The sequence below is a fragment of the Halobacillus sp. BBL2006 genome (assembly GCF_000786645.1).
In the GTDB taxonomy this organism is placed as follows: Bacteria; Bacillota; Bacilli; order Bacillales; family Halobacillaceae; genus Halobacillus.
The window spans coordinates 20,858-40,355 of record NZ_JRNX01000018.1 but is presented as its reverse complement, the minus strand read 5'-3'; the positions used below and the strand labels follow the sequence as shown (position 1 = coordinate 40,355).

Below are 19,498 nucleotides of genomic sequence, written 5' to 3'. Positions count from 1 at the left end.
AAAGAAAAGAATAATAAACGTCGTGATTCTTATCGCGGTTCCCGCTCCAAGGAATACGACACTTCTTCTATCTATTACCAATTAGCTGAACATTTATATAACCGAATTCTGGAAAACAATCCTGATCACAAGAAGCCGAACTTCCAAAAGTGGGCAGATGACTTTAGAAAGCTAGTGGAGATTGATAACAGGGATCCTAAAAAGGTGGAAGGTGTTATTGATTGGGTCCAAAAAGATTCGTTCTGGAATGTAAACATCCTTAGTCCTGATAAACTCCGTACGCAGTGGGATCGTTTGAAAATGCAAATCATGCAGCAATCTAAGGGAGGACAAGATCGTGGACGGATACCGGAAAGGCATCGAGCAGATAATTCGAGGGATAAAGACTTCTCCTCCGGAAGAAAACATCTTCTCGGATGAGGAACCGGAAGTTGTTAAGGGTAGATTGGTTGCTAAAGCTCAGCAATTACAAGAGCAGTCAGAATATCTGAATAACCATCCTGAGGAACGTGATGAAAGTAGTCCTTATGAGTGTGAAGTTTGTAAAGACAAGATTTGGATTCCGATGCGTCGATTCAAACATGATAAGGAAACAATGATTCTTGAAGAAGACTTCTTCAGTGGGCAGATCAATCCTAAAGAAGCTTGGAAATGGAGTATCAAAGTTAGCTGGGAGTGCTGGTGCTCGAAGCGGAAGAAGGAAAAGAAGCGGGTGGATAAGCTAAACAATCAAACCGGTCTTTCCAGGAGATTCAAGAGAAGAACATTTGAAAATTTCACCTTCTTAGATCCAGCCGAATTCCCAAATGATGACCGCGAACAAGTTAAGGCATTAGTGGAATCTCAAAAGAGCGCTTACAATCGGGCATTAGAATATGCAAACAATTTTCAAAGTTTGAAAGAGGATGGACGTTCGTTCGGTATTCTTGGAAGTTATGGAACCGGAAAGACTCACTTACTTGGAGCGATTACAAACGAGCTGAGTCGTAAAGGAGTCCAGGCGGTATTCATTAACACCACAGAATTCTTTGATACGCTCCGAGAGTCATTTGAAAAAGACGAAAACGGAAAACCAATAAGCTCAACCAGGGCAAGTGAATACATCGAGATGGTCAAAACATGTGAGCATCTATCCTTAGATGATGTTGGAAAAGAAAAGCCTACTGATTATGTGCTCGATGTGTTTTATCGAATCGTCAATTATCGTTATGAGAATCTTTTGCCGACGAACTTCACCACAAACGCCAGTCTTGAAGAAATGGAAAATCAAATGGGCGGGGCCACTTATCGTCGATTGGTTGAAATGGCAGCAGGATACATGAAAGAAATTATTGGTGAGAGCTACGATCAGCTTTTACTGAGAAAAAAATAGGAGGCAAGTTATGAAAGCAGTTGAAGGTATGAGCAGCGTTGTATGTTTTTCTCCTCAAGATTCATCAGAGGAGCGGATGAACAAATTTGATGAATGGAATCGTCGTCACCACAAAGAACGTGAAGAACGTGCATTCTTGGGTCCTGTTATCCCTGGTCCTAAAGAGACAAGAGCAATGTTAAGAAGGAAGTCGAGATCATGAGATACCTGGATGGTAAATGGCTAACAGAAGAAGAATGTATCCACCAATACGAAAAGCTCATTTATAAAATCATCCAACCACAAATTAAAAGAAAAAATCATACTGGCTTGGAGGAAGATGACTTGTTTCAGATCGGAGCCATCGGACTTTTGAAAGCTTATAAAAGGTATGATTCTGCAGCTGGAGCAAAATTCATTACCTATGCTCATTGGTCAATACGTGGAGAAGTAACCAAGTATGTTAGAGACTATGCCAATCTTATTCGATATCCGGGCCCTGTCACTGAGTTGGCACAGAAAATAAACAAGCTCGACATATCGGAAAAGAAGCCGGAAGAGATAGTGGAGATCACAGGCAAATCTCTTCATCAAGTTAAGTTAGCACTAGAAACAATGGAAAGCTCTATATATCTGGACCATGAAGATGGTGAAGTTACGGACATGTATTATCGAATGGGGAAACCAGATGATTTAACTGAGATGTTCGTTGAAGAATTCTATAATCAACTATCTGAAAGAGATCAGGAACTTGTAATGAAAAAGCTGGATGGAATGCAAGGTGTGGATATTGCTAAAGAAAAGGGCGTTAATAAACGCACGATTTCTTCTTACATGAAAGGTATTAAACAAAAATTCCTTAGTTATCAAATGGGGTGAATTGATGAGTAAAGGTGTAGCAAAACGTCATTTAGGTGAAATCCGCTTCGGTAAAAAGGTTGAACACTTTGATCGGTCTGTCAAAACATACAAGATGCCCGAAGAAGAGAGGAGAAAACGCATGAATATCAATCCTTTAAATTATATCGAGTTGAAAGAGGAAGGACTAACAGATTCAACAATAGCTAAACGATGGGGGATTCATCCACCACAACTAAGCCAAAAGAAAAGCAAGTGGGACTTCACCGGAAAGTCGCTAGAAGAAATGAAAAAAATCGCTCGAAAGCACACTACAAAGACTCAACGTCAAGAAGCGCACGCCTCAAATATGAAGCAACAAATTAAGGAAGACGTTCAAGAAAAGGAAGCAGAAAAAGAAGTGGCCGCTCCAGTTGAAAAAAATGATAGAGCACTCCAGCAAAAACAAGAAGAGATCGAAAAACTCCTGGAAGAATTAGAGCAGCTGAACGAAGACATGGAAAAATCAAAAATTGGTCTACAAAGGTATGAAGGGCTTTCCAAAGATTACGAAACTTTGAAAGTGCAGCATGAAAATTTAAAAGAGCAATACGTCCAATTGGAAGAGCAAGCTATTCCTAAACAGACATCGATTCTTATGCAAAAGGAACTTGAAGCGGAACGGGAGAAAACGAAAAAAGCTGAAGAGGAATGGGAAAGAGCGAAGCGGATTATCCAGAATCAAATCAGTGAAATCAACGATCTTACTGATAACAATGAGCGAATGCATCAGAAATATCGGGAAGCTCTCAAGAAACACGATACCCTTGCAGCATACACACAACTAGTGATGTCTTCATGACTCATCCTTACAGTAAAGAAATGCAACTGAACTACAATAAACTTCCGTCAAAAGCAAAACGCTCGGAGTTTACAAGCAGGCAAAGGAAAGAAGTGAAACGCCTCTATGGTGATTGCTGTATCATTTGCCTTCATCCAGACTCTCAATTGCATCATAGAGTGTTCCGCTCCCAAAATGGGAGAAACAATCCGAGAAATGGTGCTCCTTTATGCCAAGGCTGTCATGATTATGTCCATGCTCATACCGAAGCGGCTGAACAACTCAGACAGGAAGCAGCTGCCCGCTTCGGGCCCTATTACTACTTTGATAAATACGATTGCTGGAAACATGCCTTGATTGACGAACCGGACAATAAAGCCTTTGAAGACTTCATGGAGAAGGAGGAGCGGAAAGCTCATGAAAGTGTATGTTCGCGAGACAAAGGAGATCAACCAGGACGGGGATGAGATTATCGTTGTTCGAACGTACCTTAGTAAACCAAAGCGATTTGATTATATTATTTTCATAGAAAAGTGAGGGATTCCATGTTGAACCGAGTGGTCCTTGTTGGCCGACTTACAAAAGATCCAGATTTAAGATACACACCAAACGGAATTGCAGTAGCAAACTTCACCATTGCAGTGAATCGTCCATTCTCTAATAACCAAGGCAATCAAGATGCCGACTTCATCAACTGTGTGGTCTGGAGAAGAGCAGCCGAAAACCTAGCCAATTTCATGAAGAAAGGCAGTCAGGTGGGAGTAGACGGAAGACTCCAATCCCGCTCCTTCGATAATCAAGAGGGCAAGAGAGTGTTTGTGACTGAAGTAGTTGCAGACAGTGTGCAGTTCTTAGAAAACAAAGGAAGCGGATCTTCTAACGATTCAAACAATCAATCCAGCGGAGGACAAAGTAACTCTTTTGCAGATGAAGGAGAACCGATTGATATTACAGATGATGACCTGCCATTTTAGAGAGGGGATTTACCATGAACGAATTATCAGATAAGAAAAAGTCGATTCTCATATTCATCGAAAAAACGATCAGGGAGCGGGGGTATTCGCCTAGTGTACGTGAAATTGGTGATCATGTAGGTTTATCATCCAGCTCGACTGTTCATAAGCACATCCAAACATTAATCGAAATGGGTTATCTCATAAAGGATAATCACTCACCTCGAACATTACGCATGGTGAGCGGTTCCTCTCCTCAAACTAATCTACTTGAGCAAATGAGGTCCATGGATGACGACGTGACAGACATTGTGTTCCTGGAAGGTGAGCCGTTCGTCGTTCGAAGAGCAACGCTGGAGGATATTAAAGAATGGTCCGGTGCTGATCAATAGCTTCTAAAATACCGTAAGGGAGTAAGGTATATGACTAATTGGAAAAAAGTTTGGGATGCTCAGAAGACCTTTGATGAACGAGTGATATCAGAACTGAATGTGAAGCCGACAATTGCAAACAGATGTGCAGCATTTCGTATTGAAATTGGAGAGTTAGCAAATGAGCTTCCTGAAATATTCAAGTGGTGGAGCCATAAGAAAAACAACCTTGAAAAAGCTTTGGTTGAATATGTAGATGGTTTAAAATTCCTGGTCGGGTTTGGAATTGAATTAGGGGTAAAGAGCATCGACCTTTCAGTTATGGACATTAAAACAGAAACAGTAGCAGAGCTTCACAGTGACTGTGATTGGCTCTCTCAATTAATTGAACGTGAACTCTCTCTAAGAGGCATGGACAAGTTGTTTATCGAGTTATTCTCCACTTATCTCAAGTTAGGTCATGAAATAGGATTCACCGGTGATCAGATCATGCAAGCTTTTGAAGATAAGCATGAAGTCATTAATGAGCGGCTAGACGTTGGATATTAACTAATCCAAAACAGGGGGATGAATTATGATCACAGATTTTGAAGGAAAGTCTGAGGAGTATGCAAAAGCGTTCAGGGAAGGTCAGATCAACGCCTTACAGTCCCTTCTTATTAACAAATACATCACCGTCAAAGCATTCGCGGATAATCTAAAAAAGATTAAAGAGGGTGAAAGGGCGTGAGTGAAATCATCGCTTGTATCTTTCGTCATTATTGCTTGGATAATCTTAGATTGCTTTGAGGGGGAATAATCTATTGAAGCTTATCTATTATTACTTTCGGTACCGATTATCTTACTTGCTTCACGGAGAAAAGTCCGCAAACGCCCGAACTTGGAAAGTGAAATATACGTTAGCAAAGCTACCAAAGAATTGGCCATATCTATGAGGGTCCCTTTAGGTGAATGGGTGGTTATTAAGACAATATGGGGCGCCTGGTTGATTGGATATGTGGAAGAGTACCGGAAACAGTATTGTATAGTTCGGACAGCTAATGGTTATCAAGAATGCGGACGAATCGAAAACGCGTATCCCGCTGCCATTGTACTGGATGATGAGGATATCAGATACATGAAGGAGCTTGCTCTAACGACTTGGGACGAAGAATGGTTTGATTATCTTTGCGAAAAACAGAAAGGGATGATTGTTTGAAAGATCAAGCAGTTCTTATGTACGTGAAAGATGAAACTTTGTATCCAGTAGCTCTAACAGAAGAGCAACAATATATGCTGCAGATGACAGTGAAGTTGTTTAGTCCATTAACCATAGTCCAGGATCATCCTCAAGGAAAAGCTTGTAACCTGTTACCTTTAGATACGGAGCGGTCATCATGAGTCAAAAAGCATGGATTCATCCAAGCCAAGAACAAGCCTATTTGAACGGTGAACGAATTATTGTCTCCACTGAAAAGTTAGCTTTAGAAAACAAGCCAGTCATGGTGAAAAATGTAGAGCCTTATAACAATCGTCAACTTGTTACGGCGGTGAAAGCAAAATGAAAAAAGGTGATCAGCTGCAAGTCAATGCAACGGTCCAGAAAGTGAAGAATGATGTTCCAACGGTGCTGGAGATCGAAGGCAAGCGTTATGTGTACGAACCTAAAACACAACGGAAGTGACGTAATAGAACGATATTGCGAAGGAAGGAGGGAGAAAATGGCTAGGTCACCTTTAATTTGGTTCGGTGGCAAGGGGAAGGTTGCGAAACACATAATCAGTCGAATGCCACCACATAAATGCTATGTAGACCTATTCGGTGGTGCAGCTCACGTAATAGCTAATAAACCACCCATAACAAATGAAGTTTATAACGATATAGATGGAGATGTAGTTAATTTTCTCCTTGTGGCCAGAAACCAACCAAAACAATTAAAGGAAGCTTGCGAAAGTTTACCTTATAGTCGAGCGCTTTATGAAAAGTGGAAAAGAGAAAGTCCTCCTGGAGATGATTTTGAAAAGGCCGTTAGATTCTTTTATTTGAATAGATCAGGGATAGCAAAAGGAAATGCTGAAGCTGCCTTTTCTTCAAGTACAGGGTGGAGACATAGCAGGGAGCATAATACAGCTAGAACGTACCAATCAGCTTGTAAGGCAATTGAAGGATTTGCAAATCGTATGAAAACAGTAATGATTGATAACCGAGATTTTAGAGAGGTTGTAAGAGTGTATGATTCTCCAACCACCCTGTTTTATGTAGATCCACCATATGTAGATCGAGAAAAGTATTATGCGCTTACGGATCAAGATAAAGGAGAACCGTTGAAACTCCATAAAGACTTGGCCACCTTAATGAACAACATTCAGGGTAAAGCAATTATTTCCTACTACGACCATCCATTACTTGATGAATATTACTCGAGCTGGACTAAGGAAACATATAAAGCTGGTAGGCAAGTAGTAAATGGAAATAACAACTCTGCTGATGAATTGCTTTTTATGAATTTTGAAGTGGACCAACTAAGTTTATTTTAATGCGTAGTCCGATCAAAATGCGAAGGAGCATTCCAATGCTTATCTTCATTATCAAATTCATATACGTGTGGATTATGCTGGACGTCTTAATTGTTTATTGTCTTTGGAACAGAAAACAGGAGGGATAAATTCTTATGGCAAAATGCGATACCTGCAAAAAAGAAATGACAAAAGCAACTGGCTGTATAGCCTTACCTGTGAAAAGTAACGGTAAAGAGTATAAACAAATTAAGTTCGGTGATGAAGTATTTGATTATCCAGCCAAGTGTCCTGATTGTGCGGTGAATAAAGGAGAGTATCATCATCCTGGATGCGATGTAGAAAGATGCCCGGTTTGTGAAGGTCAGATTATCAGCTGCGGCTGTGAAGATTAAAGGAGGAAGGATAAACAAATGAAGAAATTTCATATCAGCGATATTTTAACCATCCAAACAGGCAAAATGTTATCCATTCGAAATATGGAAGGTGTCTATGACATTCTTAATTACATGACTGAAGATAGTTTGCACACACACCAAATCCCACGCGCTTTGGACGAGTGCCAGCCTTATATCAAAGAACAGTTCCCTGAATTTGAAGAGATAGATTTGTCTGATGTCGATGATTCATCGTTACTTGCTCGTATGGAAGAAGTGGAAAAAGAGTATGGGAGCTACTTCGAAGTAGAACGTTTACCTGAAGGAAAGCACGAAAGAATTCATCCAGTTGCTGAAGCAATGATGAGTGGGAGGGTTAAAGAATGAGTCAAGATATGGAAAGCTTATTTTATCAACGTACACGCCTTCAGGAAGAAAACAAGCGATTAACTGAAGAGAACGCGCGTCTCAAACAGCAGGTCCGTGATTATGAAGAAGAGGCTTATATACCACTAGCTGGTAAGAGAATAGCAAAATTGAAACATCTATTGGAGCCTCCTGAATATGACGAAATGGGACGCCGCTTCGAACTGGAGGAAAAGTAATTGATTGATGTTAAAGTTTTGAATCAAATCACAGACCTGGAGAAAAAGAATTGCAAGAGCTGCACGAAGACTGTGGGAGCAAGTCATGCGAATGGTGCTCAAAAAATCTGTAAAGAATGTCCGATCGGAAAGAAGATTAGAAAACTTGGTACGAAACTTGAAATCACAAGAGCAGATAAAGTGTTAAGTAAAGGGGAGAGCATGACGTTTACAGACGTCTGCTTCCTTCTTGAACAAAACGTCCAAATGAAAAGGATTTACTCAGCATTAGGATTTAGGAAAGGCGAGTATGAAACCTACATGAGACGTCACGGTGTAGATCCCAGGGGTAATCCATTAAGGAAGGCGGCTACGAAATGAACAAAATGAAAGCTCATTCCGATTTATTAGACCTTTTGCATCAAACTTATAAGCAGAAGAACCAAGACTATGGAGATAGCTTCGGTAAACAGTTTGGAGAATATGGAGAGATATCCTCTGCCATTCGACTGGAAGATAAACTTAACCGCTTCAAGTCATTAATAAATAGTAAGGCTGCTGTCAAAGATGAGAGCAAAGAAGATACTCTTTTAGACTTAGCCAATTATGCTGTCATGACAGTAATTGAATTAAAGAAACGTTCTGAGAAAGATACTGAAGTAGCTGGTGATTCAATAGGAGTCGCTCTTGATAAAACAAAGGAGATGGTAAGATGCCGTTAGAATATGGAACAGGCAAGATGCCGGTTGGATATAACAATTGCGAAGCAGTTACTATGACTCTTGAACGTTATGAAGATATGAAAGAGGAATTGAAAGAATATGAGGATATACTGCAAAGATTTTTCACGGTAACTGAAAAAGAAGATCATGTCTCAGTAATCGTTCACCTGGATGAAATTGAGAAGTGGTCTAAGAAAACCCATGCAAGATTCTATTATCCTAATAGCAAACAAGTCGAATCAGTTGCTTATGTGGGTGTGAATCCTAATGGACCAAAGTAAACGTGAAGAGATCATCGATGAGTTAGCCTGGCGTGGGAGATGGAATCGAGAAGTGTATGAAAAAATGAGTGATGATGAGCTAATCAAATACAAGGAGCGGCTGGATGCTGGACACTAGTCCTCGTGATAAGAATAGAGACTACATCCAAGAATACTTAACAGAGATCAAAAGATACCAGAAGGCAATCGATCGTGTTCCAGACCAGATGCGAGTGAAGCTCATCGAATTAAAATCCAAACAACTATATTTCATTGGAGAGTTAGCTGCTGAGTTTGCTGGCCAGTACAAAGAGATCTATGCAGCTCGTAAGCAAATTTATAATGAAGCATACCTTGAAGCTGAGAAGTATAAACAACAAAAGGCAGAATTAGCTGTAATTGAATTGAGAAAGACAGAAGCGGATTACTTCAGAAGCTGGAAGCGTTGGCAGAATGCAACTGAAACAGTACGAGAAGAGATTAACTCGTTGAAGTATAGAGTAAGGCAAGACATTGCTGATGGAAACAGACAGGGTTAAAAGGAGGAAGAGATGAGCTATAAAATTGAGCCAAAGAAGATTACATTTAAGAAAACAGAATATGAATGGTTCAACTACCATGAAACACTTCGAGAGATAGCAAGGTTGCGAGAACAGATTGAAACTCCATTCGATGAGGATCCCGAAGATAAAACAATTGTCAAAGGTGCTAACTCAGCTAAGAACCCTGGAGATCCAACAGGAAGGATTGTAACAAGACTCACAACAAACAAGCAGCTGAAGTATTTAACTGAGGTGGCTGATGCAATCAATCGAGTCTATAGTGCATTACCTGATACTCATAAGAGGTTAGCTAAGCTTAGGTATTGGTCAAAGACTAAGGATCTAACATGGGATGGTATTGCTAGAGAGCTGAACATAAGCCGAAGGCAAGCATTCTACTGGAGAGACGAGATAGTATTGACCACCATTGATGAATTAGGATGGAGATAAGTTTGCACTATCTTTGCACTTTTGGGTCGATAGAACGTGGTAATATAGTATCGTAGGAAAACTGAAACTTTCTCAAAGCCACTTATCGTATGATGCGACGATGAGTGGCTTTTTATATATCCTCGTAGCTCAAATGGTAGAGCGCTACAATGTTAATGTAGTCGTTGCAGGTTCAATGCCTGCCGAGGGTGCTTCGGATTAAAGGGACATTATCTTCTCAATGATTTAGTTACCAGGCTAACAGAGTCTTGTGATAAGGATTGCACAGGGGTGGGAGTGTAGAGGAGATCAACAGAGTAATGAGGTGTGAGCAATGACTACATTCATGCTTGGTCTAATTAACATCGTTAGTCCAACAGGTAGATACCACACAAACAAAAGGTATAGGAAGCTGAAGAACTAATGGCTGAATATAAAACCAAAGAACAGAAGCGCAAGTTCTATAAGTCACATGCTTGGCAAGAGGTAAGGCAAAGAGTCTTGATCCGTGACAACTATGAGTGTCAGGAATGTAAACGTCAAGGCAAAGTCTATACCGATTACCATGATCCAAATAAGCATAAGCGATTAGATGTTGACCACATCAAAGAGATCTACACACATCCTCATCTTGCATTGAATGAAGATAACTGTGAGACCTTATGTGTTCGATGCCATAATGATAAACATGATCGGTTCTGGTTGAGAAAGAAACAAGCTAAGTGGGATGATGAGAAATGGTGACACCCCCCCATCAAAAATTTCCAAAAATATTTTAAGTCTAGGGAACGGGGAGGGGGGTCGATTTCCCAGATTTATACCCCTATTTGCGCGATAATAACTAATTGGAAATAACTTGAAATAGAAGGGAGGGAGATTGATGGCCAAAATCAAACGATCTACTTTGAGGAAAAGAATTGAAAAGGATCTGAATGAACAGCTTGAAGGGAAGACAATTCAAGGGAATCATTACAGTGATCTGATTCAAGACTACCTTTCTCTTTGGGATTTGAAGTGTAACTTGGTTGATGACATCGAAGACAACGGAATTAAGGTGTCGGGGATGCATGGCCCGAAATCAAACCCCTCCATAAACGACCTTCACAAAACCAATGATCGGATGCTGAAGATCTTGGATGCTCTTGGCTTAAAGGCTGCACCTGCTGAAAGTGAAACTCAGGAAAAAAATACGCGCTCTAAAGCTGACTTGATATGATCAAGAACAAATACGTTGAAGCTTACATCCGGCAGTACCGATCTGGGAAGATCAAGTTGAACAAAGAGCGCATTCAACTGATCGAGTATTTAGAAAACCAGGTGCTATCTCGGGAGGATGTATACTTCGATGATGTTCAAATTGAGAATTGCATCAAGTTTGCGGAGAAGTGGTACTTCCCTCTTGAAGACTTCCAGAAGTTCGTTGTGGCTTTTATCTTCTTGTTTTATAAGAATACGGACCGAAACTACTTTCGAAAGTTCCTGATCATGATGGGACGTGGTGGAGGGAAGAACGGTTTGATTACTGTTGTTACTCACTACCTGTCCAGTGAACTTCATAATATTTCTCGATACAATGTCTCAATTGTGGCTAACTCAGAGGATCAGGCGAAGACGTCTTTTACTGAGATGTATGACACGATTGAAGCTCACGAAGTACTGGAAGAGCTGTTCTACAAAACAAAAGTGGAGATCAAGAACAATGCAACCAAAAGTATCGTCAAGTACCGCACGTCTAATGCGAGTACAAAGGACGGTCTTCGAGATGGTTGTGTGATTTATGATGAGATCCACCAATATGAAACGAACGAAGTGGTTCGTGTATTCTCTAGTGGCCTTGGTAAAGTCAAGAATCCTAGAGAATTTTTTATTGGCACGGATGGATATGTCAGGGAAGGTTTCCTCGACAAGATGAAAGAACGTGCTCAAAACATCCTGGATGGAAAAGAGACGAATGACTCTCTCTTTCCGTTCATCTGTAAGCTTGACGATGAGGAAGAAGTCAAGGAGAAGAGCAACTGGGAAAAAGCGAATCCGATGTTCTGTGAACCAAGAAGTGATTATGCGGAAGAGCTGTTCTACATCGTGCAGGAAGAATATCAGGACCTGGCGAACGATCCGTCAAACCGTGAAGAATTTATGACCAAGCGTATGAATCTCCCTGAAGTGGATCTTGCTAAGACGGTAGCAGCATGGGAAGACATTCTTGCTACGAATCGACCTTTTCCAGAGTTGGAGCATCGTACTTGTGTGGGCGGTTTAGACTTCGCCAGTATCAAGGACTTCGCAGCTGTCGGTATTTTATTTAAAGATGGCGAGGATTACGTCTGGAAGACTCATTCTTATGTGCGTAAAGGCTTTCTGGACAAAGTGAATCTGAAAGCGCCGATCCGTGAGTGGGAAGAAAAAGGACTTCTCACCATTGTTGATGAGCCAGTCATTGATATTAAACATATCGTGAATTGGTTTGTAGACATGAGAGAGAAGTACGGACTTACAAAAATCATTGCGGATACTTTCCGTCTCGACCTTGTTAAAACAGCTCTTGAAGCGGAAGGGTTCGAGCTTGAATATATTCGAAATCCGAAAGCGATTCACTCTCTTCTAGCTCCACGAGTAGAGACGATGTTTGCTAAACATAACATCATCTTTGACGATAATCCGTTGATGCGCTGGTACACCAACAACGTGTATGTCCGAATTAAAAAGGACGGCAATAAGGAGTACTTGAAAAAGGATGAGTTCAGGCGCAAGACGGACGGGTTTCAAGCTTTCATTCATGCGTTATGGAAAGCCGATGATGTACTGGAAGAGGATGTCGATTTCTACTTAGCAGATATTTCTTTTTAGGGGGTGAGAAAGTTTGGGATTATTAGATTTCTTTAGTAAGAGTAAAGAGCTCGACTTCATGATGGATTTGGAACTGCTTGAAGAAGCATCGACTCGAACGCATATGAAGCGGCTGGCTATTCAAACTTGCGTAAACATGATTGCAAGAACTATTAGTCAATCTGAGTTTAGAGTCAAAAAGGACCGGAAGACAATCAAAGATGAAATGTATTACCGGTTCAATGTGCGACCGAATCCGAATATGAGCGCCAGTGTATTTTGGCAAAAGGTGATTAACAAGCTGGTCTATGACAATGAGTGTTTAATCATACAGTCAGATACTCAAGATCTTCTGGTTGCGGATGACTTTATAAGAAACGAGTATGGATTAGTCGAGGACATCTTCACAGGTGTCACAGTCAAAAACTATACCTATAGCCGACCATTTAAAATGCAGGACGTTATTTACTTGGAATATGCAAATGAAAATCTTGCGAAGCTTATTGATGGTTTGTACGCCGATTACGGTGAAGTGTTCGGTCGAATGGTTGAATTCCAGAAGCGGAAAAACCAGATTCGTGCCACGGTAGATATCGAAAGTATTGGTATGAAAGATGAAGAGTCGAGATCAAGACTTCAAAACTTTATCGATCGAATGTATAAAGCCATCTCTGATAAGTCAGTGGCCATCGTACCGCAACAAAAAGGATTCACATACAACGAACAATCGAATGCTATTCAGGGTGAAAGCGTCGATGAAATCAATAAAGTAACAAATGGGTTTCTGGATCACGTAGCCATTGCGCTCGGAATACCTCCGGCGCTCATCCATGGAGAAATGGCTGATGTTGAAAAACAGACCCGAAACTATATGACCTTCTGTATCGATCCCCTGAATAAAAAGATTGCGGATGAACTGAATGCGAAGCTCTTTACAAAGAAGGAGTTCTTGGAAGGGAAGCGGATGGATATTCGTCGCATCTCTTACAGCAACTTGTTTGATCTTGCTTCCAGCATAGATAAGCTGGTTGCATCAGGAACCTTTACAGGTAATGAAGTACGTGAAGAGGCAGGCTTTGAACCATCCAGCGATCCAATGCTTGATAAACATATCATCACGAAGAACTATCAAGAGATGAAGACACTTAAAGGGGGTGAGAACGAGTGACAAAAGAACTCAAAGATCAAGTCATGAACATGATGACGAAGAAAACAGATATCCGTTTTGAAGCAAAGGAAGACGGTAAGGAATATTCCTTATATATTTACGGTCCTATTGGTGGATTCTTTTTCAGTGAAAACAATGCAGATAGCCTTCGTCGTAAATTGAACGGGGTTGATGCTGAGAAAATCCATGTTCACATTAATTCTCCAGGAGGATCCGCATTCGAAGGAGTGGCCATCGGCAATTTGCTAAAGAGTCATAAAGCTGAAATTGTTGTTCACATCGATGGTATAGCGGCAAGTGCAGCGTCTGTCATTGCCATGGCAGGGGATCAAATCATTATGCCTGAAAACACGATGATGATGATTCATAGAGCTTCTACCTTTGGCTTTGGGAATGCAGCTGCCTTCGATAAGACAGCGACTACACTACGTAAGATTGATACAGCCCTTGCCGCCTCCTACAAGAAACGTTTTGTCGGAGAAGAAGAAGAGCTGGAGCAGTTGCTTGATGATGAAACGTTTATGACAGCTGATGAAGCGGTCGCGTTTGGTCTTGCTGATGTCGTAGGAGAAGAGATTGAGATTCAGGAATTAGAAGACGTTGACGACGATGAGGATGAAGAAGAAGAGGAATATGAGAACTTCAAAGACAAACTCATTGCTAAGTATTCAGCGAATGCTAAGCCACAAGTGAATAAAGAACCAAAACCTGAGCCTACTCCGGAACCTGTTGCCAAAACACAGAATCTGAGTAAGCTCTTTTTAAATCTAACTAAAAACGGAGGTTTGTAAAATGCCGATTAAATTTACCAATTTCGAAGAGAAGAAAGCTGCTTTTGCTGCAGCTGTACAAGAAGGCGACGAAAACGCACAGTCTGAGGCTTTAAATGCAATGATGGAGGCGTTGGCTGATGATGTTCAAAACGACATCATGAGCAATGTAAACACTCAAATTTCTGACCGTTCCATTCTACAATCCAGAGGTCAAAATGTACTAACTAGTCAAGAGATGGAATTCTTTAACGCTGTTGTGGAAGATGGTGGTTTTAAAGATACTGAAACACTTCCAAAAGAAACCCAGGAACGTGTTTTTGAAGATTTAGTTTCCACTCACCCGATCTTACAACAGTTAGGGCTTCAGAATTTAGGGGCAGTTACAGAATTTATTTATGGAGATCCTGAAGGTGCTGCTGTATGGGGACCTTTATTTGATGGAATCAAAGGGCAATTAAATGCGACTTTCCGCAAAGAATCAATCAGCCAACTCAAATTAACAGCTTTCATCCCACTGGCCAATGACATGCTTAAACTTGGACCTGTATGGATTGAACGTTATGTCCGTACTATGATTACAGAAGCTATGGCAGTCGGTTTGGAAAAAGGTTTTGTAGCTGGTACAGGTAAAAATCAACCAATTGGCTTGCTTAAAGACCCTGCTGGTAGTGTTGTGGACGGTGTCTACCCTGACAAAACATCTGCTGGAACTCTAACATTCGAGCCAGGTCGTACTACAATCAATGAATTGGAAGGTGTTGTGTCATTACTTGCTAAGAAGTTAAAAGGTGATGGTACAGATGCAGACGAACCAAAGAAAATTGCTGGTAAAGTTGTAATGGTTACAAACCCATTTGATACTTTTAAAGTACAAGCTGCCGCAACAACTCAAAATGCTAACGGTGTTTATGTTACAAATCTTCCATTCAACCCGATTATGAGCGAATCTGTATTCGTACCGCAAGGTAAAGCAGTTTTCTTTGTTAGAGGCGAATATATTGCAGCTATGGGTGGGACTGAACCTATCAAGAAGTTTGAAGAAACAATGGCTATGGAAGATGCTACTCTTTACATTGCTAAACAATTTGCCACAGGTAAACCGAAAGATAAATATACTTCTCAAGTGTATGATCTTTCTCTTAATAGCGATTCAACTACCACAACAACTACTTCCGCCTAAAGGGGATGATGTGATTGGATCAAATCACACCAACAATTTTGTTTGAGTTTAAAGAGCGGATGCACATCTCCCATGGTAGTGAAGATAGAAACTTAGAAAGTTTATTAAAATCTTCATTGGCAGCCATTAAAGCGAAGTGTGGGGAGTTCTCTATAGATGAGAACGATAGAGCAAAAGAGTTAGTATTCGAACGGGCGCGATACGCATACAACGACGCGCTCGAATACTTCGATACTAACTTCTTGCATGAAATTACTTCTCTAGGGCTGGACATTGAGTTTGCAAAAGAAGGTGATACGGATGCGGGAGTTTAAATATAAGCCTCCAAGAGTCCATTCAGGGGAGCTCCGCACTCCGGTTGCTTTTTATAAGTTTGTTCCGAAAGAAGGACCTGAACCTGGACAACAGGAAAAGGAAACGATCTATCAATGTTGGGCGAAAATTGATGAGGTGTGGATGCGTGATCTGGAACAAGCAAAAGCAAATGGAACACTTTCAGACATCACCATTGTGATTCGAGACCCGCATGAAGATTTTACACCCTCCAACAAACATTTCATCTCCATCGATGCCAGAGGCTACGAAGGGCAAAGGTATAACGTGAAAAGCGTTCAACCAAACCTTCAAGATCCGCGATTCATGAATGTGATCGCTGAGGTGGTCTCATGAGTGTGGAAATTAAAGGGCTAAGTCAGCTGACGAAAAAGCTTGATCAAGCCTACGGACCTGAGAGAATGAAAAAGCTTACGGACAAAGCATTGATTTTAGGTGCTGAAGCTTTCATGAAAATAATGAAAGAAGAATTCGAGAACTTCAAAGATACCGGAGCTTCAATCGATGAGATGACTAGGTCTGAACCTATGACCATTGCTGGGAAGCGGACGGTAAAGATCTATTGGAAGGGCCCTAAAAATAGATTTCGAATCATTCACCTAAATGAATTCGGCACAGTTAAAAATCCGAATCCAGCGGGTAAAGGAGCCATTGCCCGATCATTAAAAGCGGCTGAAAAGGTTTATCAAGAAACTCTTCGTCAAGTTTTGATGAGGGGGTAGCAAAATGTTAAATCAAATCTATGAAGCGATGATGGCAGATAGTTATATAAGCGGACAGGCTTCCGGCCGCATTAAATTTTATGAGTATCCTGAAACGGGGAGTGTGACAGCTCCATATGTAGTCATTGACCCGTTGGCTCCTGCCAGTGCTTCTGACTTTGCAGATAATACCTGGTTAACGGATGAATACCTTTATCAGATTGATGTCTGGACAAAAGACAGGGAGATAACCGATAAACTATCCAAGCGAATCCGCAAAGTTTTATGGGAGATTGGCCTTTATGAAAAAAGAGGTCAAGGGGTAGATGAATGGGATGAAGATACAGGGATATTCAGAATTGCACGAAGGTATGAAGGAAAAGCCTATAACGAAAATATAGAGGAGTGAATCACAAATGCCAGAAAAAAATTACAAAGCCAGTGTTGGTGTTACAGAATTTTGGTATGGAGTACTCGATCCAGCTAGTGGATCCATTATCACCGGTGCTCCGACACGAGTGAAGTTTCTTCAAAACATCACGGTGGAGATGCCTCAAGAAGCTGTACGAGCATATGGTGATAACAAGACAGCTGAAATTGCGGTTTCCAGTGGGAATACGACAGTTACATCAGCGTTCCATAAGATTCCGAAAGAAGATAAAGAAATCTTGTTTGGATTAGAAAGCGTGGATGGGCTAACAGCATACGGTTCAACCGATACACCTCCTTACGTAGCGGTCATTTTCTGCAAAACGCATAATGATGGCAGCAAGGAATGGGTAGGCCTAGTTCAGGGGATGTTCATGCGTCCGAATATTAGTGGTCAAACCAAAGAGGATGGGGTTGAATTCGCTAATGAAGAAGTTACGGCTGAATTTATGGAACGTGAAGTGGACGGTTTTACTGATGAAAAGACTGCCCTCTTCGGAGAAGATGACAAAGGCACTACAGCAACTAGGGACGCTCTTTTCCAAGCCGTATTCGGTCAACCATTCCCTACTACTACAACAACAACTACAACCTCCGCCTAAAGGTAGATCATGAAGTTTATTCTTTGCCAGCCGGCCATTAAACGCTTTGAGTGGGAACTAGAAGTTTGTTTAACCAGGCTAAAGAAGCTAGGTATACATGAGATTGTCCTGCTGTTTTCACGGCAGGATGATCGGGTGCCTAGGTATATGCAGGAGAAATATTCGGTAGAGGTCCATGTTTATGAAGATCAAAGAAAAGACAGATCTTATATCCCTTCCATCAAGCCTTATTTATGGATGAAGTATCTGCAAGAAGACCCATCAAGGCAGCGGGGAACTTATTTTTATTTGGACAGTGATGTTTTATTAAGAGAGATTTCTAACATTCAACCAACAGAACACAGCTGGATAGCTTCAGCATGTGAAAGCTATTTGAGTGTCAGATACATTGACTCTAAAGGAAATGACCTTATGGAGCGGATGTGTAATCGAATAGGAATTGATCCAGAACTAATCCGCGAAAAGCAACCAATAGGTGGAGCTCAGTGGATAATTAAGAATCCATCAGTTCAATATTGGAGCAAAGTCTATACGGATTCTGTGATGCTTTTTCAGTTTCTGGATAGTGTAGAACAGGAGTATAGAGAAAAACATAAACCTTCTTATACACCGATTCAAAAGTGGACAGCGGAAATGTGGGCGCAGCTATGGAATGTATATCATTTTGGTATTAATGTGGAAACTCCTGAATCCATGAATTTTTGTTGGCCGACGGATGCAGTGGAGAAGTATCATCACACAAACATATATCATAATGCTGGGGTCATTGATGATAACCAGGCTCTTTTTTTTAAGGGGAAATACATTAACAAAACGCCTATCGGTGAAAATTTTGATTATGTAGATAGTGAAAAAGCTTCAATAGAGTACGTGCACGCCATTCAAGAGGTAGCAGAGGAGGAAATGAAAATGGCTAAGAAAGCTAAGTATGAAGTGATTGAAAGCTTCCGTGACCTGGAAGAAGACAAGGAATACTTTGAAGGCGATCGTTTCCCGAAACCTGCAAATAAGAAAGTTTCTGAGGAAAGACTGAATGAGTTGTCTTCATCGAACAATAAAGCTGGACGTCCGTTGATTAAGAAAATTGAGGATTCTAAGTAAGAAGTAGGGAGCGATTCCCTGCTTTTTTTATATCCAATTATAGAAAGGAAGATTGTTAATGGCAGATTTAAAGCGAAACATGATCGAACTTGTAACAGATGTGAAAGAAGGAGAAATTATTACTCAGACCTATTGGACTTCTCCGTTCCTCCCTATGAAAGTCGTTTTAGAAGCAAATGACATTGCAGCTCAAATTGACAAACTGGAGACAGACGATATTGAACAGCAGAAAGAAACCTTCGATCAACTATCTTCCTTCGTGGCAGATGTTTTGTATAACAAGCAATTTACAAAGCAAGAACTCCAAGACGGACTTCATGCCCCTCAAGCATTAAATGCATTATATGATCAAATTATTTTCATCACCCGTGGAAAACAGAGCGATGAAACAAAAAAGTTCCTGGAGAAGAAGAGTTAACGAACGAAGACTTTTCTCATAAGAAACAAAAAGAATACCTAGACAAAATTGTTCTTAGTTGGATGGAAACGGGGAAGAGTGCTCAAGAAATTTTAGATATGCCTTTTTCCTATGTTGTAGACATCTTAGCGGAGAAAAATAAACCGAAAGAAGTTCAGTCCCTCATTGCTGCTTTCGGTGGTTAATCAAAGGGAGAAAGGAGGGA

37 protein-coding genes, 1 tRNA gene and 1 pseudogene are annotated in these 19,498 nt (G+C 40.8%); all 39 read left to right on the top strand.

All coding sequences use genetic code 11. The annotated features are described in order from the left end of the window. Positions 1-420: pseudogene (locus tag LD39_RS22905) on the top strand (hypothetical protein); the annotation flags it as partial. Next, positions 338-1,372 carry an ATP-binding protein gene (locus tag LD39_RS00915; protein ID WP_156112542.1) on the top strand — a complete coding sequence of 345 codons (1,035 nt, stop codon included), beginning with the start codon at positions 338-340 and terminating at the stop codon, positions 1,370-1,372. The pseudogene LD39_RS22905 and the gene LD39_RS00915, both read left to right, overlap by 83 nt. A gap of 10 nt (positions 1,373-1,382) precedes the next feature. After that, a complete protein-coding gene (locus tag LD39_RS00910; protein WP_035541817.1) occupies positions 1,383-1,574 on the top strand; it encodes a hypothetical protein in 192 nt (63 codons plus the stop codon). Next, on the top strand, positions 1,571-2,230 hold the full coding sequence (locus LD39_RS21690) for a sigma-70 family RNA polymerase sigma factor (protein WP_052158665.1): 660 nt from the start codon (positions 1,571-1,573) through the stop codon (positions 2,228-2,230). The genes LD39_RS00910 and LD39_RS21690 overlap by 4 nt, the downstream gene beginning before the upstream one ends. A 4-nt stretch (positions 2,231-2,234) precedes the next feature. After that, on the top strand, positions 2,235-3,050 hold the full coding sequence (locus LD39_RS00900; RefSeq protein WP_035541816.1) for a hypothetical protein: 816 nt from the start codon (positions 2,235-2,237) through the stop codon (positions 3,048-3,050). After that, positions 3,047-3,496: an HNH endonuclease gene (locus LD39_RS00895; protein ID WP_052158664.1), complete on the top strand. Its 450-nt coding sequence runs from the start codon at positions 3,047-3,049 to the stop codon at positions 3,494-3,496. The genes LD39_RS00900 and LD39_RS00895 overlap by 4 nt, the downstream gene beginning before the upstream one ends. A 78-nt stretch (positions 3,497-3,574) precedes the next feature. After that, positions 3,575-4,003: a single-stranded DNA-binding protein gene (gene ssb, locus LD39_RS00890; RefSeq protein ID WP_035541815.1), complete on the top strand. Its 429-nt coding sequence runs from the start codon at positions 3,575-3,577 to the stop codon at positions 4,001-4,003. A gap of 14 nt (positions 4,004-4,017) precedes the next feature. Continuing rightward, positions 4,018-4,374, top strand: a complete 357-nt coding sequence (locus LD39_RS21685; RefSeq protein ID WP_052158663.1) for a LexA family transcriptional regulator — start codon at positions 4,018-4,020, stop codon at positions 4,372-4,374. Positions 4,375-4,404: 30 nt separating this feature from the next. Then, positions 4,405-4,902, top strand: coding sequence for a dUTP diphosphatase (locus LD39_RS00880; protein WP_035541813.1), 498 nt, complete (start codon positions 4,405-4,407; stop codon positions 4,900-4,902). Positions 4,903-4,927: 25 nt separating this feature from the next. Next, on the top strand, positions 4,928-5,083 hold the full coding sequence (locus LD39_RS22435; protein ID WP_156112541.1) for a hypothetical protein: 156 nt from the start codon (positions 4,928-4,930) through the stop codon (positions 5,081-5,083). Between the two features lie 225 nt (positions 5,084-5,308). After that, positions 5,309-5,551, top strand: a complete 243-nt coding sequence (locus tag LD39_RS00875) for a hypothetical protein (RefSeq protein WP_156112540.1) — start codon at positions 5,309-5,311, stop codon at positions 5,549-5,551. Continuing rightward, positions 5,548-5,733 carry a hypothetical protein gene (locus LD39_RS00870; protein ID WP_035541809.1) on the top strand — a complete coding sequence of 62 codons (186 nt, stop codon included), beginning with the start codon at positions 5,548-5,550 and terminating at the stop codon, positions 5,731-5,733. Before LD39_RS00875 ends, LD39_RS00870 begins: the two co-directional genes overlap by 4 nt. Further along, positions 5,730-5,897 carry a hypothetical protein gene (locus LD39_RS22430; protein WP_156112539.1) on the top strand — a complete coding sequence of 56 codons (168 nt, stop codon included), beginning with the start codon at positions 5,730-5,732 and terminating at the stop codon, positions 5,895-5,897. Before LD39_RS00870 ends, LD39_RS22430 begins: the two co-directional genes overlap by 4 nt. Continuing rightward, positions 5,894-6,016: a hypothetical protein gene (locus tag LD39_RS23755; RefSeq protein WP_255349873.1), complete on the top strand. Its 123-nt coding sequence runs from the start codon at positions 5,894-5,896 to the stop codon at positions 6,014-6,016. The genes LD39_RS22430 and LD39_RS23755 overlap by 4 nt, the downstream gene beginning before the upstream one ends. 37 nt (positions 6,017-6,053) lie before the next feature. After that, positions 6,054-6,869, top strand: coding sequence for a DNA adenine methylase (locus LD39_RS00865; RefSeq protein ID WP_035541807.1), 816 nt, complete (start codon positions 6,054-6,056; stop codon positions 6,867-6,869). Positions 6,870-7,003: 134 nt separating this feature from the next. Continuing rightward, a complete protein-coding gene (locus LD39_RS00860; RefSeq protein WP_035541804.1) occupies positions 7,004-7,243 on the top strand; it encodes a hypothetical protein in 240 nt (79 codons plus the stop codon). 18 nt (positions 7,244-7,261) lie between these two features. Continuing rightward, the gene (locus tag LD39_RS00855; protein ID WP_035541801.1) at positions 7,262-7,612 is read left to right on the top strand and encodes a hypothetical protein; all 351 of its coding nucleotides are present in this window, start codon (positions 7,262-7,264) and stop codon (positions 7,610-7,612) included. Next, the gene (locus tag LD39_RS00850; protein ID WP_035541799.1) at positions 7,609-7,830 is read left to right on the top strand and encodes a hypothetical protein; all 222 of its coding nucleotides are present in this window, start codon (positions 7,609-7,611) and stop codon (positions 7,828-7,830) included. Before LD39_RS00855 ends, LD39_RS00850 begins: the two co-directional genes overlap by 4 nt. After that, positions 7,831-8,190: a zinc-finger domain-containing protein gene (locus LD39_RS00845; RefSeq protein ID WP_035541798.1), complete on the top strand. Its 360-nt coding sequence runs from the start codon at positions 7,831-7,833 to the stop codon at positions 8,188-8,190. It abuts the gene before it with no gap. Then, positions 8,187-8,531, top strand: a complete 345-nt coding sequence (locus tag LD39_RS00840; RefSeq protein ID WP_081988192.1) for a nucleotide modification associated domain-containing protein — start codon at positions 8,187-8,189, stop codon at positions 8,529-8,531. Before LD39_RS00845 ends, LD39_RS00840 begins: the two co-directional genes overlap by 4 nt. Then, a complete protein-coding gene (locus LD39_RS00835) occupies positions 8,522-8,812 on the top strand; it encodes a hypothetical protein (RefSeq protein ID WP_035541795.1) in 291 nt (96 codons plus the stop codon). The genes LD39_RS00840 and LD39_RS00835 overlap by 10 nt, the downstream gene beginning before the upstream one ends. Next, positions 8,799-8,930: a hypothetical protein gene (locus LD39_RS23750; protein ID WP_255349872.1), complete on the top strand. Its 132-nt coding sequence runs from the start codon at positions 8,799-8,801 to the stop codon at positions 8,928-8,930. The genes LD39_RS00835 and LD39_RS23750 overlap by 14 nt, the downstream gene beginning before the upstream one ends. Next, positions 8,917-9,330 carry a hypothetical protein gene (locus LD39_RS00830; RefSeq protein ID WP_052158662.1) on the top strand — a complete coding sequence of 138 codons (414 nt, stop codon included), beginning with the start codon at positions 8,917-8,919 and terminating at the stop codon, positions 9,328-9,330. Before LD39_RS23750 ends, LD39_RS00830 begins: the two co-directional genes overlap by 14 nt. Positions 9,331-9,342: 12 nt before the next feature. Further along, the gene (locus tag LD39_RS00825) at positions 9,343-9,783 is read left to right on the top strand and encodes a transcriptional regulator (RefSeq protein ID WP_035541793.1); all 441 of its coding nucleotides are present in this window, start codon (positions 9,343-9,345) and stop codon (positions 9,781-9,783) included. Positions 9,784-9,901: 118 nt separating this feature from the next. Next, positions 9,902-9,974, top strand: a tRNA-Asn gene (locus LD39_RS00820). A 211-nt stretch (positions 9,975-10,185) separates the two neighbouring features. After that, positions 10,186-10,506 (top strand): HNH endonuclease, encoded by a 321-nt coding sequence (locus LD39_RS00815; RefSeq protein ID WP_035541792.1) that lies wholly within the window; start codon positions 10,186-10,188, stop codon positions 10,504-10,506. A gap of 136 nt (positions 10,507-10,642) precedes the next feature. Further along, complete coding sequence (locus tag LD39_RS00810) at positions 10,643-10,978, top strand: hypothetical protein (protein WP_035541790.1); 336 nt, start codon at positions 10,643-10,645, stop codon at positions 10,976-10,978. Next, positions 10,975-12,609 (top strand): terminase TerL endonuclease subunit, encoded by a 1,635-nt coding sequence (locus tag LD39_RS00805; protein ID WP_035541788.1) that lies wholly within the window; start codon positions 10,975-10,977, stop codon positions 12,607-12,609. Before LD39_RS00810 ends, LD39_RS00805 begins: the two co-directional genes overlap by 4 nt. Positions 12,610-12,667: 58 nt before the next feature. Next, on the top strand, positions 12,668-13,756 hold the full coding sequence (locus tag LD39_RS00800) for a phage portal protein (RefSeq protein WP_052158668.1): 1,089 nt from the start codon (positions 12,668-12,670) through the stop codon (positions 13,754-13,756). 23 nt (positions 13,757-13,779) lie between these two features. Beyond that, positions 13,780-14,547: a head maturation protease, ClpP-related gene (locus LD39_RS00795; protein WP_052158667.1), complete on the top strand. Its 768-nt coding sequence runs from the start codon at positions 13,780-13,782 to the stop codon at positions 14,545-14,547. Position 14,548: 1 nt separating this feature from the next. After that, positions 14,549-15,709 (top strand): phage major capsid protein, encoded by a 1,161-nt coding sequence (locus tag LD39_RS00790; protein ID WP_052158661.1) that lies wholly within the window; start codon positions 14,549-14,551, stop codon positions 15,707-15,709. A 59-nt stretch (positions 15,710-15,768) separates the two neighbouring features. Further along, positions 15,769-16,023: a hypothetical protein gene (locus LD39_RS00785; protein WP_052158666.1), complete on the top strand. Its 255-nt coding sequence runs from the start codon at positions 15,769-15,771 to the stop codon at positions 16,021-16,023. Further along, a complete protein-coding gene (locus tag LD39_RS00780) occupies positions 16,010-16,378 on the top strand; it encodes a head-tail adaptor protein (protein WP_035541785.1) in 369 nt (122 codons plus the stop codon). Before LD39_RS00785 ends, LD39_RS00780 begins: the two co-directional genes overlap by 14 nt. Next, on the top strand, positions 16,375-16,764 hold the full coding sequence (locus tag LD39_RS00775) for a hypothetical protein (RefSeq protein WP_035541783.1): 390 nt from the start codon (positions 16,375-16,377) through the stop codon (positions 16,762-16,764). The genes LD39_RS00780 and LD39_RS00775 overlap by 4 nt, the downstream gene beginning before the upstream one ends. 4 nt (positions 16,765-16,768) lie before the next feature. Continuing rightward, the gene (locus LD39_RS00770) at positions 16,769-17,152 is read left to right on the top strand and encodes a hypothetical protein (RefSeq protein WP_035541782.1); all 384 of its coding nucleotides are present in this window, start codon (positions 16,769-16,771) and stop codon (positions 17,150-17,152) included. Between the two features lie 7 nt (positions 17,153-17,159). Beyond that, positions 17,160-17,774: a major tail protein gene (locus LD39_RS00765; protein WP_035541780.1), complete on the top strand. Its 615-nt coding sequence runs from the start codon at positions 17,160-17,162 to the stop codon at positions 17,772-17,774. 909 nt (positions 17,775-18,683) lie between these two features. Next, a complete protein-coding gene (locus tag LD39_RS21880) occupies positions 18,684-18,875 on the top strand; it encodes a hypothetical protein (protein ID WP_081988194.1) in 192 nt (63 codons plus the stop codon). Between the two features lie 58 nt (positions 18,876-18,933). Then, positions 18,934-19,293, top strand: a complete 360-nt coding sequence (gene gpG, locus LD39_RS00755; protein ID WP_035541777.1) for a phage tail assembly chaperone G — start codon at positions 18,934-18,936, stop codon at positions 19,291-19,293. A 62-nt stretch (positions 19,294-19,355) separates the two neighbouring features. Beyond that, on the top strand, positions 19,356-19,478 hold the full coding sequence (gene gpGT, locus LD39_RS23870; protein ID WP_369793206.1) for a phage tail assembly chaperone GT: 123 nt from the start codon (positions 19,356-19,358) through the stop codon (positions 19,476-19,478). Positions 19,479-19,498 lie beyond the last annotated feature (20 nt).